Annotated in this window: 16 protein-coding genes and 2 tRNA genes; 9 read left to right on the forward strand and 9 right to left on the reverse strand. The window is 58.3% G+C overall.

Annotated features, from left to right (window positions below; translation table 11 throughout):
- Nucleotides 1-3: 3 nt before the first annotated feature.
- Both GSF67_RS09065 and GSF67_RS09070 read right to left on the reverse strand, forming a co-directional pair.
- Nucleotides 4-441, reverse strand: coding sequence for a response regulator (locus tag GSF67_RS09065; protein WP_006316407.1), 438 nt, complete (start codon nucleotides 439-441; stop codon nucleotides 4-6).
- Complete coding sequence (locus GSF67_RS09070) at nucleotides 438-1,892, reverse strand: CHASE3 domain-containing protein (RefSeq protein ID WP_006316406.1); 1,455 nt, start codon at nucleotides 1,890-1,892, stop codon at nucleotides 438-440. Before GSF67_RS09070 ends, GSF67_RS09065 begins: the two co-directional genes overlap by 4 nt.
- Nucleotides 1,893-2,101: 209 nt before the next feature.
- Here GSF67_RS09070 and GSF67_RS09075 point away from each other — a divergent pair, with 209 nt between their 5' ends.
- Nucleotides 2,102-2,476, forward strand: coding sequence for a response regulator (locus GSF67_RS09075; protein ID WP_006316405.1), 375 nt, complete (start codon nucleotides 2,102-2,104; stop codon nucleotides 2,474-2,476).
- Nucleotides 2,477-2,544: 68 nt separating this feature from the next.
- Here GSF67_RS09075 and GSF67_RS09080 read toward each other — a convergent pair whose 3' ends face one another.
- The 5 genes from GSF67_RS09080 to GSF67_RS09100 all read right to left on the reverse strand — a co-directional run bounded on the left by GSF67_RS09080 (nucleotide 2,545) and on the right by GSF67_RS09100 (nucleotide 6,663).
- Nucleotides 2,545-3,561, reverse strand: a complete 1,017-nt coding sequence (locus GSF67_RS09080; protein ID WP_006316404.1) for a sensor histidine kinase — start codon at nucleotides 3,559-3,561, stop codon at nucleotides 2,545-2,547.
- Nucleotides 3,551-4,006 (reverse strand): response regulator, encoded by a 456-nt coding sequence (locus GSF67_RS09085; protein ID WP_006316403.1) that lies wholly within the window; start codon nucleotides 4,004-4,006, stop codon nucleotides 3,551-3,553. Before GSF67_RS09085 ends, GSF67_RS09080 begins: the two co-directional genes overlap by 11 nt.
- Nucleotides 3,999-6,209, reverse strand: coding sequence for an ATP-binding protein (locus tag GSF67_RS09090; protein WP_006316402.1), 2,211 nt, complete (start codon nucleotides 6,207-6,209; stop codon nucleotides 3,999-4,001). Before GSF67_RS09090 ends, GSF67_RS09085 begins: the two co-directional genes overlap by 8 nt.
- A gap of 270 nt (nucleotides 6,210-6,479) precedes the next feature.
- Nucleotides 6,480-6,553 (reverse strand) — tRNA-Gly (locus tag GSF67_RS09095).
- Between the two features lie 25 nt (nucleotides 6,554-6,578).
- Nucleotides 6,579-6,663, reverse strand: a tRNA-Tyr gene (locus GSF67_RS09100).
- 209 nt (nucleotides 6,664-6,872) lie between these two features.
- Between GSF67_RS09100 and rlmB the strand changes: the two genes are divergently transcribed.
- The 5 genes from rlmB (at nucleotide 6,873) to GSF67_RS09125 (ending at nucleotide 10,712) form a co-directional block, all read left to right on the forward strand.
- Complete coding sequence (rlmB, locus tag GSF67_RS09105; RefSeq protein ID WP_006316400.1) at nucleotides 6,873-7,760, forward strand: 23S rRNA (guanosine(2251)-2'-O)-methyltransferase RlmB; 888 nt, start codon at nucleotides 6,873-6,875, stop codon at nucleotides 7,758-7,760.
- A 76-nt stretch (nucleotides 7,761-7,836) separates the two neighbouring features.
- Nucleotides 7,837-8,229, forward strand: coding sequence for an acyl-CoA thioesterase (locus GSF67_RS09110; RefSeq protein WP_006316399.1), 393 nt, complete (start codon nucleotides 7,837-7,839; stop codon nucleotides 8,227-8,229).
- Between the two features lie 5 nt (nucleotides 8,230-8,234).
- Nucleotides 8,235-8,828 (forward strand): hypothetical protein, encoded by a 594-nt coding sequence (locus GSF67_RS09115; RefSeq protein ID WP_006316397.1) that lies wholly within the window; start codon nucleotides 8,235-8,237, stop codon nucleotides 8,826-8,828.
- Nucleotides 8,829-8,897: 69 nt separating this feature from the next.
- Complete coding sequence (locus tag GSF67_RS09120; RefSeq protein WP_006316396.1) at nucleotides 8,898-9,302, forward strand: DUF2946 family protein; 405 nt, start codon at nucleotides 8,898-8,900, stop codon at nucleotides 9,300-9,302.
- 45 nt (nucleotides 9,303-9,347) lie between these two features.
- Entirely contained in the window at nucleotides 9,348-10,712 is a 1,365-nt protein-coding gene (locus GSF67_RS09125; protein ID WP_006316395.1) for a PepSY domain-containing protein, read from the forward strand.
- A 71-nt stretch (nucleotides 10,713-10,783) separates the two neighbouring features.
- Here GSF67_RS09125 and GSF67_RS09130 read toward each other — a convergent pair whose 3' ends face one another.
- Both GSF67_RS09130 and GSF67_RS09135 read right to left on the reverse strand, forming a co-directional pair.
- Nucleotides 10,784-11,260 carry a nuclear transport factor 2 family protein gene (locus GSF67_RS09130; protein WP_006316394.1) on the reverse strand — a complete coding sequence of 159 codons (477 nt, stop codon included), beginning with the start codon at nucleotides 11,258-11,260 and terminating at the stop codon, nucleotides 10,784-10,786.
- A gap of 11 nt (nucleotides 11,261-11,271) precedes the next feature.
- Nucleotides 11,272-11,883 carry an NAD(P)-dependent oxidoreductase gene (locus GSF67_RS09135; protein ID WP_006316393.1) on the reverse strand — a complete coding sequence of 204 codons (612 nt, stop codon included), beginning with the start codon at nucleotides 11,881-11,883 and terminating at the stop codon, nucleotides 11,272-11,274.
- A 157-nt stretch (nucleotides 11,884-12,040) separates the two neighbouring features.
- Between GSF67_RS09135 and GSF67_RS09140 the strand changes: the two genes are divergently transcribed.
- The 3 genes from GSF67_RS09140 (at nucleotide 12,041) to GSF67_RS09150 (ending at nucleotide 16,575) form a co-directional block, all read left to right on the forward strand.
- Complete coding sequence (locus GSF67_RS09140; RefSeq protein WP_006316392.1) at nucleotides 12,041-12,424, forward strand: helix-turn-helix domain-containing protein; 384 nt, start codon at nucleotides 12,041-12,043, stop codon at nucleotides 12,422-12,424.
- 125 nt (nucleotides 12,425-12,549) lie between these two features.
- On the forward strand, nucleotides 12,550-15,528 hold the full coding sequence (gene uvrB, locus GSF67_RS09145; protein ID WP_176072023.1) for an excinuclease ABC subunit UvrB: 2,979 nt from the start codon (nucleotides 12,550-12,552) through the stop codon (nucleotides 15,526-15,528).
- Between the two features lie 78 nt (nucleotides 15,529-15,606).
- On the forward strand, nucleotides 15,607-16,575 hold the full coding sequence (locus GSF67_RS09150; RefSeq protein ID WP_006310631.1) for an alpha/beta hydrolase family protein: 969 nt from the start codon (nucleotides 15,607-15,609) through the stop codon (nucleotides 16,573-16,575).
- The last annotated feature ends 21 nt before the right edge of the window (nucleotides 16,576-16,596 follow it).

A 16,596-nucleotide genomic window follows, 5' to 3' on the forward strand; every position in this document is an offset into this window, starting at 1 on the left:
CCTTCAAGGTATCTGAATTACGGAAAAGAACAGGCCGAGATTTTTGATGGCATTGGCAAAGCCCTCATAATCGACCGGCTTGGTTATATAAACATTCGCGCCGAGATCATAGCATTTCTGAATTTCTGTCTCGTCATCGGTGGTTGTGAGAACAACCACGGGCAAACGGCGGGTATATTCATTGCTCTTGATCTGCTCGAGAATATTGAGGCCCGACATATCGGGGAGATTGAGATCGAGCAGGACGAGAAGATAACGGTCCTTGCTGACAAGCCCATCCCGACTTTCGCCTAATATAAAGTCCAGCGCCTTGGCGCCGAGCGTAAATGGCACGATCTCGTTGTTCACGCCGGCGCGCCGCACGTTTTTCTCGATCAGCCGGGCATGGCCTTCGTCATCTTCGATCATCACGATCGTTACTTCCTGACCGGTCGCTTTCATTTTTCGCTTTCCTTCGTCACGCGTCTGAGGTCACTCGGCATCAGCAGGACAAACGTGCTGCCCTCACCAAGTTTAGACTCGACTTTAATGTCACCTCCTAAATTTCTGATTAGCGAACGAACATGCGCGAGACCGATGCCCTCACCCGGCTGATCCTGACTGCCCGCACGGCGAAAGAGCTCGAAAACCCGTTCGAGATCCTGTTCGCCGATACCGCGCCCATTGTCTGCGACCTCTATGCATATCGCACCCCGTCCGGCCGGATAGGCCCGGGCCGTCAGTCTCAGTGGACGACCAGGCATCTGGTATTTCACCGCGTTATCGAAGAGATTTCCGAGTATCTGATCGAGAGATATCCGGTCGGTCACGATCGTCAGCTTCGGCGTATCGACCTCGATCTCGCCTCCATTGGCGTTGATCTGGTGGCGCACCGTCTCGGACAGCGACGAAAGCAACGTTTCGATATCGACCTTTTCCGGCTGCAGCTTTCGCTGGCCGTCACGGGATATTTTCAGGATGGCGTTGATCAGCTGATCCATTTTGCGCGTGGACGAGCGGATAAAGCCGATGGCCTCAGGAATATCCTCTTCAACCGCCAGCCGCGCCTCACGGATAACATCCTCCGGCAGCGACTCGCCATCTGCGAGAACATAACGTGTCACCGGCTTCAGCGACGTATCGAATTCAGAGAGGAAGCCCATGATATTGACGAGCGGCGCGCGCAGGTCATGCGTCACGATATAGGCGAAGCGCTGGATTTCCTGATTGGCGCGGCGAAGATCCCGCGTTCTTTCCTCGACACGTTCTTCAAGATGACGATTGAGCTCACCAACATCCTCCCGCGACCTGTTCAGGGCACGGACATAGGTAAAGACGAGGAAGATCGAACCACCGACCACAATGAGGATCGCGAACGCACCGCCGACCGTTACCCAGCGCAGCGTATTGGCAGCCCCGAGTTGATCCGCAACGATGATCCGCAGCCGATCATCCGTATCCGATTGCAAGTCCGACAGAATAATCCTGATCTCGTTCATGAAGCGTTTGCCGTCATTATTGCGGACGACCTCAACCGCCTCCGTTATTCGGCCCGAACGCTGCAGATCGATGGTCTCGCGGGTCTCAGCCAGCTTCGCATCGATCGCCTGCCTCAGGCCCGAAAGAGACTGCTTGTATTGCTCCTCTTCCTTCAGAAGATCGAAAAGTCTTGACTGGCGTTGGGGCAAATCACGCAGGGCTTCTTCATAAGGCCCCAGATAATCGCGATTATTCGTGAGCAGATATCCCCTCTGGCCGGTCTCGATGTCCTGCATCGTCGTCAGCACATCCAAAACAGCGGCACGAAAACGGCGGAGTTCCGCTGTTTCCTGGGAATAGCGGTTATTCACCTGCACCAGCCACAACGACATGGAGACCATGCCAATCAAAATAGCTACACCTACGGCAAGCATCAAAAGGCTTCGTTGGGCAAACGGTGAAAAACCAGTCACAGAACTACATTCCCGGTAGGCACGAATTAATTGTGCAAACTAGAGTAGGACGACACCGGAGGCGACTGTTTTCTTTTTGTTTATGGAGGGAACCAGCAGGAGACTTAAGGGTTGTGCAAGGTTGACTGGACGTATCCGAACTGAGCCAAAATGACGAGAATGCGGTAACGATGAGCTATAATTTTCAGGGAAAACAAATCCTCGTCCTGGAGGACGATGCGCTTCTGGCGATGGATATGGAGGATTTTCTTTCCGATCTGGGGGTTAACGTCGTCGGGCCGGTTTCGCACATTGGTGCCGCCCTGGAGAAAATAAACGCCACCGATCTGGATGGCGCCGTCATCGATCTGAATTTGCGAGGCGAATTGTCCTTACCCGTCATTGAGGAGCTCAAGGCGGCAAACATACCCTTCGTGATCTGCAGCGGATATGCGGAGATACCTGGGGTTCGCGCGAAACTCGACGGGCTGACGGTCGTCTCCAAACCCTGCGATTTCGACAATCTGTCGCGTGTTCTGGCGAATGAGTTTTCACTGACCAACTAGGGCGGGGCCAACCAGGGCGGGGCCAATCTCGGCCTTGTGCTCCAACCGGCTTTTTTTCGTCTCGCGACTTAGTCCAGAGGAAAGATAACCCGATATTGCAGGCCGTCGGGATCATAGCGAATTTCGCTTTCCGCCTGCAATTCGTATTGCACACCCCTTGTTATCAGGGTTGTTCCAAATCCGGTATCCTGCGGCACGGAAACAGGGGGGCCGCCGCTCTCCTGCCACCGCAGGTCGATGCAGTCGTTGCCGTCTCCGTTCAGAATCTTTTTCCAGAAAACCTCGACCTTTCCGTTTGCACCGGAAAGAGAACCGTATTTCTGGGCGTTCGTTGCCAGCTCATGCAGGATCATTCCGAGCGCCAGCGCCGATTTTGGCGACACGTGCACGCCGTCCGGACCCTCGAGCTCGACCCGGCTCGCAAAGGTATTATGCGGCTCGATCGCGCGCTTCACGACATCCCTCAGATTTGTCTCGCCCCAGTTACTCTGAAAAAGCAGGGCGTGGCTCTCCGCAAGAGCACTCACGCGCGCCACCAGCCGTTCCTGGTAATCCTTGATGGAGGTGCTGCCTTTTGCCGTTCTGCGAATGATGGAAACGACCATTGCCATCGTATTCTTGACACGATGGCTAAGCTCGCGGACGAGCAGCTCCTTGTGCAGCTCCGCCCGTTTTCGCTCCTGTTTCTCCCGGGCTTCCGCCAGCGCGCGCTCAACAGCGGATGGCAATCTCACAAGTCGTTGCTTTAGGACGTAGTCCGTCGCGCCGCGCCGAAATGCATCGATCGCCGCATCCTCACCCAAAATACCGGACACGAAAATGAACGGTGTATCGGGTCTGGTCCGCATAACCAGATCGAGCGCTGACATTCCATCGAAATCGGGCAAGGAGAAATCCGCAAGAATGATATCGAACTGCTGTTTTTCCAGCGCCTCGATGAACGATGCCTTGCCGACCGCCCTCGTCACCGCAGGCGGCGGCGACAGTCGTGAAAGCTGGTCCTCGATCAGTTCCGCATCCACAGAGCTGTCTTCGAGGAGAAGAAGCCTGCTTGCCTCCATTCGCAGCACCGTCTCATCCGCCATTGCGATATGCACCCGGCGGCGGTTCGTTCAGGAGGGCCCAGAAGACGCCAAGATCCTGTATTGCCTTGAAGAACTGGTTAAATTCCACAGGCTTGACGACAAATGCGTTCACGCCGAGTTCGTAGCTTTTGACGAGATCCTGTTCTTCTCGGGACGACGTCAGCATGACGACGGGAATGTGCCGTAAGTGATCACTGCCCTTGACCGTCTGCAAAACCTCAAGCCCATCCACTTTCGGGAGTTTGAGATCGAGAAGGACCACGGCCGGATCACCACCTGGCCGGTTGTGATGGCTGCCGGTGACATTCAGATAGTCGAGTGCCTCGGTGCCGTCACGCGCCACGACCACCTCATTCGCCAGCTGGCATTTCTCTAGAGCGGTCAGCGTTAGTTCCAGATCGCGTGGATTATCTTCCACGAGCAGAATGGGTCTGAGTTCAGGCAATTTTTTCCTCTTCAACTTTCGTAACCGGCAATGTGAAGGAGAACGTGGCTCCCTCACCGACAGTTCCCTCGGCACCGACCAAACCGTGATGGCGTTCGACAATTCGTCGCACCAGCGCAAGTCCAATGCCAGTTCCCTCGAAATCCTCCACCCGCTGCAGCCTCTGAAACACGCCAAAAAGTTTGTTGTAATAGGCCATGTCGAAGCCGACACCATTATCTTCGACCGAATAAGTGACGTCATCCTCGGTTTCAACCGCAGAAATGGTGATGATCGACACCGGCTCCCGGGACGAATATTTGATGGCGTTTTCAATGAGATTGTACCAGACCTGCCGCAGCAGGGTCGGATCCCCGAATATCACCGGCAACGCTCCGATGCGCCACTCGATCTGGCGATCGGAAACCGCGTGTGAAAGGGAGCGGCGAACTTCGCTCACCACCTTCTGCATATCCACAGGTTTCAGGGTGAGTTGCGTTCGGCCAAGCTGTGAAAAATTCAGGAGATCATCCACCAACCTGCCGGCACCCAGCGCCGCCTCTGATATCATCTGCAGATAATGCAGGGACTTCTCGTCCAGGGCATCGCTGCGCTCCCGCAACAACTGCGCAAACCCGACAATATGACGGAACGGCGCGCGCAGGTCATGCGAAACGGAGTAGGAAAAAGCCTCCAGCTCCTTATTGGTGCGCTGCAACTCCCGTGTCAGATCCGCCATTTCCTCGGCCTTGCGCAGGACAATGCCGATGATCGCGCCGCGAAGCTCCCTCGCTGCCGCAAGTTCGGGCTCTGACCAGGGAAAGGAGGTGTTGCGCAATTGTTCCTTCCAGATTTCAAAGGACTTGCGCGGATGAATGCGCCCGCTCTCCTGCACTGTCTTGTGCGGATCGCCGCCCCAGCGCACCGTTTTTATGACTTCCGGCCGAAACCAGATGAGCCAGCTGCCGTGCAACTCCGAAACCCGCATCGCGATAATGCCGCTCGCAACGGAAGCATAAGCCGCGGCGGTGGGGTAGTTGCCAGCAAGATTGTCGGTCGCGAAGACATCGGCGATCTCCCGCTCGCCAAGCCACAGGATCAATTCTTCAACCTGCTGGCGTGAGGGCGTCTTGCCGACCAGCTCATAGTCGTCGCCCAGGACAAGTGCTGCGCCATCCGCGCCCACCTGTTTCAGCAGGTCTTCTCTTTCACCTTCGCCTCCCAGCAGGCCATCAACCCATTTTTCGGCGGCGGCCATGCCTTTCAAGAGCCGCGCGTGAATGTGGCCAAGCTCCACCCGGCGGGATGCATCTTGGGAACTCTGCTCCATCGCGATCCGCATCGACAGGAGTTGCGCTGCAAAATCACAGGCTTCACGTACGGCAAGGGATACCGAATGGGGTGTCGCGTGGTGGCAGGCAATCAAGCCCCAGAGAGCGCCATTGACGACGATGGACACCGACATCGAAGCGGCAGTGCCCATATTGCGCATATATTCGAGATGAACCGGCGATACGCTGCGAAGCTGTGAAAAGCTCATATCGAGCACCGCTCCCGTTTCCGCATTCACCTGTGGTCTGATCGGCACGGGCTTATAATCGACATCGGGAATCATCCGTAGGCGATTGATGGTATAGAGCTGCCGCGCCTGCGGCGGGATATCGCCCGCCGGAAAGCGAAGGCCGAGATAAGACGGCAAAGCCCCGCTTCCGGCTTCCGCCACGACATGGCCGCTCCAGTCCAGTCCGAAATCATAGATCAGGGTACGATCATGACCGCTGATCGAGGACACCAGTTGCGCCGTCCGAAAAAGCGCGTCCTCCAGCGACGGCGCGCTGTTCAGATATTTCGCCAGACTGGTGAGTTCGCCCATCAGCTTTTCAGCCGATTCGCCCTCTCCTGCCTTTTCCACCTCGAGAATAACCAAGGTCCCGGATCGATGCGCCGAAACATCGAGTTTCTTTTCGGCCCAGGCATATCGGAAATTGCTCTCCTCGCCGGAATACCAGGCGGACAGTACGGAGATGAACGGCAAGATTGCTTCGGTGACAACGACCCCGATTGGCAGGTCCACACCAATATAGTCGGCGAGATTATCGCTCGCCTGCACCACGGAAAATTCCCGCGCGGACAGAACCAGAAGGGCTCCATGTTCCTGAATAGCACCGGGAATGTGGATGGGCTCTGCGCCGCAACTATCCAGTTTCGGCGTATGTGAACTCATAACTTTCTCCAGCCGCTCTCTTTGCAAGAACGTTCGACCTGCTCAAAAGATGCGGCTAACCTATTTATTATTGCAGGGATGTAAACGCTCGTTTCGGCAAAAAGCCAAATGGCACCCGTCAAGGCGAGAGTATGATTTTTGGTCTGAGCAAAGCCATAGCTGTTCAGTCTTTCGCCTCTGACGAGGCGGCGACAAGCGAACTGCGCGCAAAGGCAAAACACCAGAAAACCAGCGTTTGACGAACATGATTGATTTTTTTGAAAAGATCGCTGGAGCGGGTAGCGGGAATCGAACCCGCGTATTCAGCTTGGAAGGCTGCTGCTCTACCATTGAGCTATACCCGCGGTGGTGATTTCGATCCGTGCAGAATGGTGGAGGGAGTTGGATTTGAACCAACGTAGGCGTAGCCAACGGATTTACAGTCCGTCCCCTTTAACCACTCGGGCATCCCTCCAGCTTTCTGCTAGGATCGAGCGACCAAGCTCTACAGATTTCGCTGCGGCGAAGCGCCGTTGCGTCGTCTGTGGCGCGTATATGACGGCCTCGTTCGTTTCTGTCAACACGCCGTTTCACGAATTTTCGGGAAAAAATTCAATCCGCTTTGCAGCCCTGTGGATTATCGCGGGGGCTGGTGTGCGTCGCGTCCCGGAGATATAAGGCGCCATGAGCAAAGACGATCCAAACGACAAATCCACCCGCGATACGCACTACGCCACACTGCGCCGTGCCGTACGCGATGCCAAACGCGAGAGGGGCGAAATTCCGACCCCGCAGCAGCCGAAGCGCCGAAATCGTGGCGCGGACGACTGGAAGCCGCCGCAGCTTGCGCCGGATCAGGTCCATCTTTACGGCCTTCACACCGTGCGCGCGGCCCTTTCCAATCCTGAACGGCAGCTCATCAAGCTGTCGGTGACGCTCAATGCCTTTGCGCGTCTGGATATCGGCGAGGCGGATGCGCAGCCGTTCCCGGTCGAAATTGTCTCACCGCAGGAGATCGACAAGGTGCTCGGCCCCGAGGCGATCCATCAGGGCGTGATGCTGGAGACCAGGCCGCTTCCGGTCAAGAAGCTTGACGCGCTGAAGAAAAGCCCGCTGATCCTCGTGCTCGATCAGGTGACCGATCCGCACAATGTCGGCGCCATCATGCGCTCGGCGGTCGCGTTCAACGCCGGCGCCGTCATCACCACCATCCGCCATAGCCCGACGGAGTCAGGCGTGCTGGCGAAGTCCGCCTCCGGCGCGCTGGAACTCATTCCCTATATCCAGATCACCAATCTGGCCGATACATTGGGCGAACTGCACAAGCTCGGCTTCTTCTCGGTCGGTCTGGATTCGGAAGGCCCCGCTCCCATCGAGCAAACCTTCACCGGTGCAAAGATTGCCCTGGTGCTAGGCGCGGAAGGCAAGGGCCTGCGCCAGAAGACCCGCGAAACCGTTTCGGCGCTCGCCCGTCTCGACATGCCGGGCGAGATCAAATCGCTCAACGTATCGAATGCGGCGGCCATCGCCCTTTATGCAACGCAGCAATTTCTGGGCAAAGCGTCGTCCTGACGCTTACCCTTCCTTGCGAAATAACAAAGCGCAACGCATGCTGCGTCTTTAACGTTCGCAAGGAGCAAATCCCGACATGACCGACCTGCCCATCAAACCGACCGGCGAGCTGACGCTCAGGACACTCGCCATGCCGGCCGACGCCAATCCGGCCGGTGATATTTTCGGTGGCTGGGTCATGTCCCAGATGGACTTGGCAAGCGGCATCCGCGCTGCGGAACGCTCACGCTGTCGCGTCGTCACGGCGGCGGTCAAGGAAATGGCCTTCGAACTGCCGGTGAAGATCGGCGACACGCTGTCGATCTATACAGATATCGCCCGTCTCGGCCGCACCTCGATCACGCTGACGGTCGAAGCCTGGGCGCAGCGGTCGCGTTACGACAAGCTGGAAAAGGTCACCGCCGGTACCTTCATCATGGTGGCGATGGACGAAAACGGGCAGCCTACGCCCATTCCTGCGGCGGAGTGAACACGATGGAGGCCGCCGTCAATGCCGCAGAAGCCTATTCGCATATCCGTGCGGTCATGGGCATGGTGGTCGGCCTCAGCCTTGCGCGCCTGCTGACCGGCCTTGCCGGTTTCGTGCAGCATCCGAAAAAGGAGCGCATCTATCTTCTGCATATCGGCTGGGTGGCGTTCCTGTTTCTGATGCTGGTACATTTCTGGTGGTGGGAACACCGGCTTTCCGCCGCCAACCACGTCCTCGGCTTCGGCGCGTTCCTGTTCCTGATCCTGTTCTGCTCACTGTTCTATTTCCTGTGCGTGCTGCTGTTTCCCACCGACATGAAAGAGTACAAGGGATACGAGGACTATTTCTTTTCCCGCAAAAGCTGGTTCTTTGCGTTTCTCGCCGCACTTTTCGTCACTGACGTCGGCGACACACTGCTGAAGGGACATGACTACCTCGCCTCGCTCGGGCCAGAATATCTCATCCGCACTGCTATTTACGTTGTCCTGTTCACAGCGGCCGCCTTCATCGACAATCGCCGCTTTCACAGGTTTCTCGTGATCTTCGCGCTGGTCTATCAGATCGCCTGGATTTTCCGCACCTACGACCTGCTGGCCTGAAGAACGACCCACCGTGTATCGTCATTGTGTCGCGGTGACATTTCGCCGCGATTATGACATTGCGATTGCATGGGATTCATTCGCAGGATCATGCAGGACAGGAGTTCGGCGGGCGCAATCGCCACGCTGGCGATTCTGCTTTTCCTGTTGCAGGGTCTCGCCAGTGGCCTGACCACCGGCAACATGGCAATGGCCGCGCTGGCGGCGGATGAAATCATCTGCTCCAGCCACATGCCTGATGGCAGCGCCGGCAAGCAGGATCCGGCCGGCAAGATCGCCGGCGACTGCTGCGGCACGCTCTGCCGACTGGCATCGGCCACGATCGCTACTCTTCCGGTCACACCAGTCGAACGTGCGGACCGGATCATTGCGAGCGGCGAAGTCGCCTTTGTGAACTTCGACGCCGCATTGCCGCCGTCGCCACCCAATCTGGAATCGCGTCCACGCGCACCACCCGCCTCTCCGCACGTTTGAGACCTCCCCGGCCCGCCGGAAATCCAATCTTTTGCGGAGACATTCATGTCCGTCACGACCTCTTTCGAGGGCGAGCGCGCACCTGCGCAGTCCTCATCCATCAATCTTTACCGCGCCGTGTGGCGCTGGCATTTTTATGCCGGTCTGCTCGTCCTGCCCTTCATGATATCGCTTGCCGTCACCGGTGCGCTTTATCTCTTCCGGGATGAATTCGACAATCTCATCCATTCCGATCTGAAGCGGGTGGAGGTGGTGCAGAACGCACCGAAAGCGCTTCCTTCCGAAATCATCGCCGCAGCGCTGGCGGCCGTGCCCGGTACCGCCGTCAAATATACGACACCTGCCGATCCGGGTGCCTCCACGGAAATCACCGTCAATACGGTGGAGGGAAAGCAGGCGGTTTACGTCAATCCTTACACGGCTGAGGTTGCCGGTTCGCTGCCCGATCGCGGCACTGTCATGTGGACGATCCGTTATCTCCACAGCCTGAAATATTTCGGCACCTATGCCCGTTATCTGATCGAGATCGCCGCGGGCTGGTCCGTCCTTCTCGTCGCCACCGGTATCTATCTCTGGTGGCCGCGAAAGCAGAGCGGCGGTGTCGTCACCGTGCGCGGCACACCAAAAAAGCGGGTCTTCTGGCGTGATACCCATGCCGTCACCGGCATTTTCGTCGGCTTTTTCATCGTCTTCCTCGCGATCACCGGCATGCTCTGGTCGGGCGTCTGGGGCGCCAAGGTCAACGAATGGGCAAACGGCAGCAATTTCGGATATCCGGCAGGCGTGCGGACCGATGTTCCCATGTCCGGCGAACATCTCGATCACATAGCCAAGACCAGTTGGTCGCTGGAACAGGCGAAGGTCCCGGAATCCACCGTATCCGCCACCGGGCAACCAATCGGAATAAATGCGGCCATCGCACGTTTCGACGGATTTGGTCTTGCCGCCGGTTATACCGTCGCGCTGCCGACCAAACCCACCGGCGTCTATAGCGGCTCGGTCTATCCCGACGACCTTTCAAAGCAGCGTGTCGTCCATCTCGATCAATATAGCGGCGAGCCGCTGATCGACATGAGCTACACCGATTACGGTCCGCTTGGAAAGGCGCTGGAATGGGGGATCAACGTCCATATGGGCCAGCAATTCGGCCTCGCCAACAAGATCGTACTGCTGGCAGCGTGTTTCGGCATCGTCCTGCTTGCCGTTTCCGCCGGCATCATGTGGTGGAAACGACGTCCCAGAGGTTCGCTCGGCGTGCCACCCTCGCCGCAGGATAAACGCGTCCTGCGCGGCCTGCTCGCCATGCTTGCCATCGGCGGCATCCTGTTCCCCCTGGTTGGCGCAAGCCTGCTGATCATGCTTGTTCTGGACCAGATCGTACAGTCCCGCCAGAAGCAACGCGCAGCCTGAAAAAATACGGCCGGGAGAGTATATCCCGGCCGTGTGCTTCTGAATTCCTGACGTTTTAGCAGAAGCCTGCCTTAGAACATCGTATTGTTGTTTGCAGCCTTTTCCGGCACCGGCTGGATGACGTCCCAATGTTCGGTGATCTTGCCGTCGGTTACCCTGAAGATATCGACGATGGCGGCTCCGCGAGCACCCTCTTTATCCGTGGAATGGATATGCAGGTAAACCAGATCGCCATCCGTAGCGCTGCGCACGATCCGGGATTTTGCCTGCGGGTTTTCCTTGAAAAAGCCGGTGAAATAATCGACGAACGGCTTCTTGCCGTCAGGCACCATCGGATTGTGCTGCTTGTAGCTGTCGACGATGACGGCTGCGCCCTTCGCCACCTCGTGCTTGTTGAAGACGGTGTCGTAAAACTCGATCACCAGCTTGCGGTTGGTTTCTTCCTGGGCCAGATCGCGCTTGGCGGTTTCCGCCAGAACGGGGGCGGCCATCAGCGCGGGTGCGAGCGCAAGCGTGGCGATGGCGAGACGGCGTGTCACGAAATTCATGGGGATACCTCTCAATAACCGACGGTGAAACGCTGGCGGGAATGTTGCGGCTTCTCGATTTCATCGGCAAGCGCGATGGCGTAATCCTCGAAAGAAATACGGCTGCCCTGCTCGTTGCTGAGAAGATTGTCCTTGCCGATCCGGAATTTCCCGGTTCTTTCGCCAGGCACGAATTCGGCTGAAGGCGACAGAAAGGTCCAGTCGAGCTGCTTTTCCTGTTTCAGCTTGTCGAGGAATTCCGCACCCTTCGTTGCTTCGGCCTTGTAGGCGGCGGGGAAATCCGGCAGGTCCACCACCCGCTGGCCAGGTGCGATTTCGAGGCTGCCCGCGCCGCCGACCACGAGATAACGCTGAACGCCGGAAGCGCGCACAGCCTCAATCAGCGTTGCAGGATCGCTAGCGGTAAAGTGTACCGAACTGATCACGGCATCGTGACCCTTCAGCAGCTCCGAAAGCGCCGCCTGATCGAAAACATCACCCTTCTTTGCCACCACATTTGGCAGTGCGGCGATCTTTTCGGGGTTGCGGGCGATCGCCGTGACCTGGTGTCCGCGATCGGAAAGTTCCTTCAGGATACGGGATCCGGCATTGCCGGAAGCGCCGATGAGTGCGATTTTAGCCATGGCTTGTTTCCTCTGCTGTTATCGTCATTAGTCTAAATAATAGACCGTAAAGCAAAGCTATGGTATCGCGAGGCTGGCCGCAAGAAGTCAGCCGCCGGTGATCTGGTCACATGGCGATGACCTTGAAGGCGCTAAAATCGGGCAAGGGGTAAGGACAATGCCGGATATACAGACCAAGGAAATCTTCACTTTCGAGCAGCCCTGCCCCATCCGCGACGTGCTGGACCGCATCGGCGATCAATGGAGCCTGCTGGTTCTCGAAGCCCTTCAGGGCGGAGTTCTGCGCTTCAACGAGCTGAACCGCAGGATCGACGATATTTCCAAGCAGATGCTGTCGCGCACGCTGAAACGGCTGGAAGAGGACGGCTTCATTCGCCGCACGCTTTATGCCGAGGTGCCGCCACGCGTGGAATATGAGCTGACCAATCTCGGTCGTTCTTTTCTGGTGCCGATGCAATTGCTGGTGCAATGGGCCGATGAGAACCATGTCCGCATCTGCAAGGCGCGCGTGAAATATTCGGAAAACGACAATCGCGGCTGAGGCACGTCTCCAGCCGCCCGCAACGCATCCATCCGAATTTCGTTCCGCCGCTTCGTTTCCTTTTTGTACTCATTTTTTCACCGCCTCCCCTTTTCTTTGCGCGTGACTCCCTCCATATTTCGCGCATGGCCAGATCACCGAAAAATCTCCCCTCCTCGCGTCAGGGCTTCGAGGAAGCCCCGCAATCGTCATTCGAAGGCGCGCCGCTGAGCGGCAGCGTTGCCGACTGGGTGAAGCAGCTCGAGGCAGAAGCCGAGGCGGGCTCGGTGGAAACCCAGCGCGAAATCGCCTCGAAAGCCGGCAAGCACCGCAAGAAGATCGAGATCGAGGCGCGCAAGGAAGCGGAAAAAGCGGCCAACAAGACGGCTAAAAACACTACGGCTTCCAAGACAGCGCGGGGTGTTTCCATAGGCGCGTCGAGCGATCCGAAAACCCGCGCCGCCGCCGGTCTCAATCCGGTAGCTGGCATGGACGTCTCTCTGGAGGAGGCGGCCAACCTCGCACCGGGTGCCGTCACCGCCACCGTCGAGGCGCTATCGGCATTGATCGAGAGCGGCAATCCGCTGTTCAAGGATGGAAAGATGTGGACGCCGCATCGGCCGGCCCGTCCGCCCAAATCCGAAGGCGGCGTTACCATCCGCATGGACTCGGAGTACCAGCCGGCCGGCGACCAGCCGACGGCGATTGCCGATCTGGTGGAAGGCATCAATTCCGGCGAGCGCAGCCAGGTGCTGCTCGGCGTCACCGGTTCGGGCAAGACCTTCACCATGGCCAAGGTGATCGAGGCGACGCAACGCCCGGCCGTCATCCTTGCGCCGAACAAGACGCTGGCGGCGCAGCTTTATTCCGAATTCAAAAACTTCTTCCCCGACAATGCGGTGGAATATTTCGTTTCCTATTACGATTATTATCAGCCGGAAGCCTATGTGCCGCGCTCCGATACCTTCATCGAGAAGGAATCCTCGATCAACGAGCAGATCGACCGGATGCGCCACTCCGCCACCCGCTCGCTCTTGGAACGCGACGACTGCATTATCGTCGCTTCGGTTTCCTGCATTTACGGTATCGGTTCGGTGGAAACCTATACCGCCATGACCTTCCAGATGCAGGTGGGCGACCGGCTGGACCAGCGCCAGCTTCTCGCCGATCTGGTGGCCCAGCAATACAAGCGCCGCGACATGGATTTCCAGCGCGGTTCGTTCCGCGTGCGCGGCGATACCATCGAAATTTTCCCCGCCCACCTTGAGGATGCCGCCTGGCGCATCTCGATGTTCGGCGACGAGATCGATTCCATCACCGAATTCGACCCGCTGACCGGCCAGAAGACCGGCGACCTGCAATCCGTCAAGATCTACGCCAATTCGCACTATGTCACGCCGCGCCCGACATTGAACGGTGCGATCAAGTCGATCAAGGAAGAACTGAAAGTTCGTCTCGCCGAGCTGGAAAAGGCCGGACGCCTGCTGGAAGCTCAAAGGCTGGAGCAGCGCACCCGCTACGATATCGAGATGCTGGAGGCCACCGGCTCCTGCGCCGGCATTGAGAACTATTCGCGTTATCTCACCGGCCGCAATCCCGGCGAACCGCCGCCGACGTTGTTCGAATATATCCCTGACAACGCCCTCCTCTTCATCGATGAAAGCCACGTCTCGGTCAGCCAGATCGGCGGCATGTATCGCGGCGACTTCAGGCGCAAGGCGACGCTGGCCGAATACGGCTTCCGCTTGCCTTCCTGCATGGACAACCGCCCGCTGCGCTTCGAGGAATGGGATGCGATGCGGCCGCTGACCGTCGCGGTTTCGGCCACCCCCGGATCGTGGGAAATGGAACAATCCGGCGGCGTCTTCGCCGAACAGGTCATCCGTCCGACCGGCCTCATCGATCCGCCGGTGGAGGTACGCTCCGCCCGCAGCCAGGTGGACGATGTTCTCGGCGAAATCCGCGAAACCGCCGCCAAGGGTTATCGCACGCTCTGCACCGTGCTGACCAAGCGCATGGCAGAGGACCTGACTGAATATCTGCATGAACAGGGCGTTCGCGTCCGTTATATGCACTCGGATATCGACACGCTGGAACGCATCGAGATCATCCGCGATCTGCGCCTTGGCGCCTTCGACGTGCTTGTCGGCATCAACCTTCTGCGCGAAGGCCTCGATATACCCGAATGCGGTTTCGTCGCCATCCTCGATGCCGACAAGGAAGGCTTCTTGCGTTCGGAAACTTCGCTGATCCAGACGATCGGCCGCGCCGCCCGTAATGTCGACGGCAAGGTCATCCTTTATGCCGACAACATCACCGGCTCGATGAAGCGGGCGATGGAGGAAACCTCCCGCCGCCGCGAGAAGCAGATGGCCTACAACGCCGAACACGGCATCACGCCGGAATCGGTCAAGGCGAAGATTTCCGATATTCTTGATTCTGTTTATGAGCGCGACCACGTAAGGGCCGATATTTCTGGCGGTTCCGGCAAGGGCTTCGCCGATGGCGGCCATCTGGTCGGCAACAATCTACAGGCCCATCTCAACGCACTGGAAAAATCCATGCGTGACGCCGCAGCCGACCTCGACTTCGAAAAAGCCGCCCGCCTGCGCGACGAGATCAAACGCCTCAAGGCCGCCGAACTCGCCACCATGGACGACCCCATGGCCAAGGAAGAGGCAAAATCGCTCGAGGGTGGCGGCAAGCCCCGGAAAAGCGGAACGAGCGCCCGCCACGAGTCGATCTCCCCCCCTGAGGGGGAGATGTCCGGCAGGACAGAGGGGGGTAAGCCACACCCGGCAACCTCCAACTCCCTCTTCGCCAAACCCTCTCTGGACGAAATGGGCCCCGGCTCGGACGCCGGAAAGCCGCTTTTCCGCAGAAACTCGCTGGACGAAATGACGGTGGGAAGAACCGAAAAGCCCGTGCGCGGCGCGGTGCCCGACAAGCCCGGAACAGAAGCCGGCAAACGGTTCTCACCGCTACTGGAAGGCCAGCCCGAGCGTGCCGCCGATGATCCGAGACCGCTGGTCCGCGGCAAGATCGGTGCGGGTTCCTACGAGGATGCCGGGGAGCAGAAGCGCAAAAGCCGGACGAAGGGCAAGACCGGGCGGCCGGGGCGATAAGCCACTGGCTCCGGCCCCAACTCGCCATCGATCCGACCGTCGCTTGCATTTATAAAATAGCCAACAGGGAAACACGGCATGGTTCGAAAAAATCTGGCGGCCCTGTGCCTCTTCCTATCCTGCAACGCAGCGCTTGCCGGGCAGATCGAAGACGCTACCTTCCACAGCCCAGCCCTGAACGCGCCGCTTCCCGTCAACATCTACCGCCCGGATGGCGCACCGCCCGAAAACGGCTGGCCGGTGCTCTATCTTCTGCACGGCCATGATGGAGACCAGAACAGCTGGCTCGATCTCGGCAATATCGAAAAGACGCTCGATACGCTCATCGCAGCCGGCGCTATCCGGCCGCTGGTTGTCGTCATGCCCGGTGTCAAGAACAGCTGGTACGTGGATTCCGCCGCTGTCGGCGGCCCCGGCGATTACGAAACCGCCTTGACCGGCGACCTGCGCCACCAGATCGAAAAAACCCTGCCGGTTCGCAAGGATCGTGAAGGCCGCGCCATTGCCGGCCTCTCCATGGGCGGTTTCGGCGCATTGCATCTGGCCTATGGCCATGAGGATCTCTATGGCGCCGTGGCCAGCCTGTCCGGTGCCATCTGGCAGAACGTTCCCGCCTCCGATCTCGACAGGACGCCCGCCGAACTCAAGCTCATCCAGGACAGCGCCTTTTTCCACCGGGTCGACCGCACCACCGTCACCAGCGGTATCGTGCTGCCTTCAACCGGCGATCATTTTTCCGGCGCCTTCGGCACGCCATTCGATGCCAGGCTCTTTAATGAAAAGAACGTCTTTACCCTCGTCGCCCAGCACGTCGCCGAAAGCGAGGATTTGCCTGCCACTTACTTGACCGTCGGCGACGATGACGGCTTCTTCCTCTGGCGCGGCGCCATCGCCTTGCATGAGACGTTGCAGGCCGACAAGCGCAAATCCGAGTTGCGGGTGACCGATGGTGATCATGTCTGGTCGGTATGGAAGGTTTCGATCATCGATGCGTTGAAGTTCATCGATGGGGAATGGGACAGGGCAGCGGACGCCGCCGGTGATTGAGGCGCGACCCGCCCTCTCAAA

It is taken from the genome of Agrobacterium sp. CGMCC 11546 (assembly GCF_013365515.1).
GTDB lineage: Bacteria > Pseudomonadota > Alphaproteobacteria > Rhizobiales > Rhizobiaceae > Agrobacterium > Agrobacterium fabrum.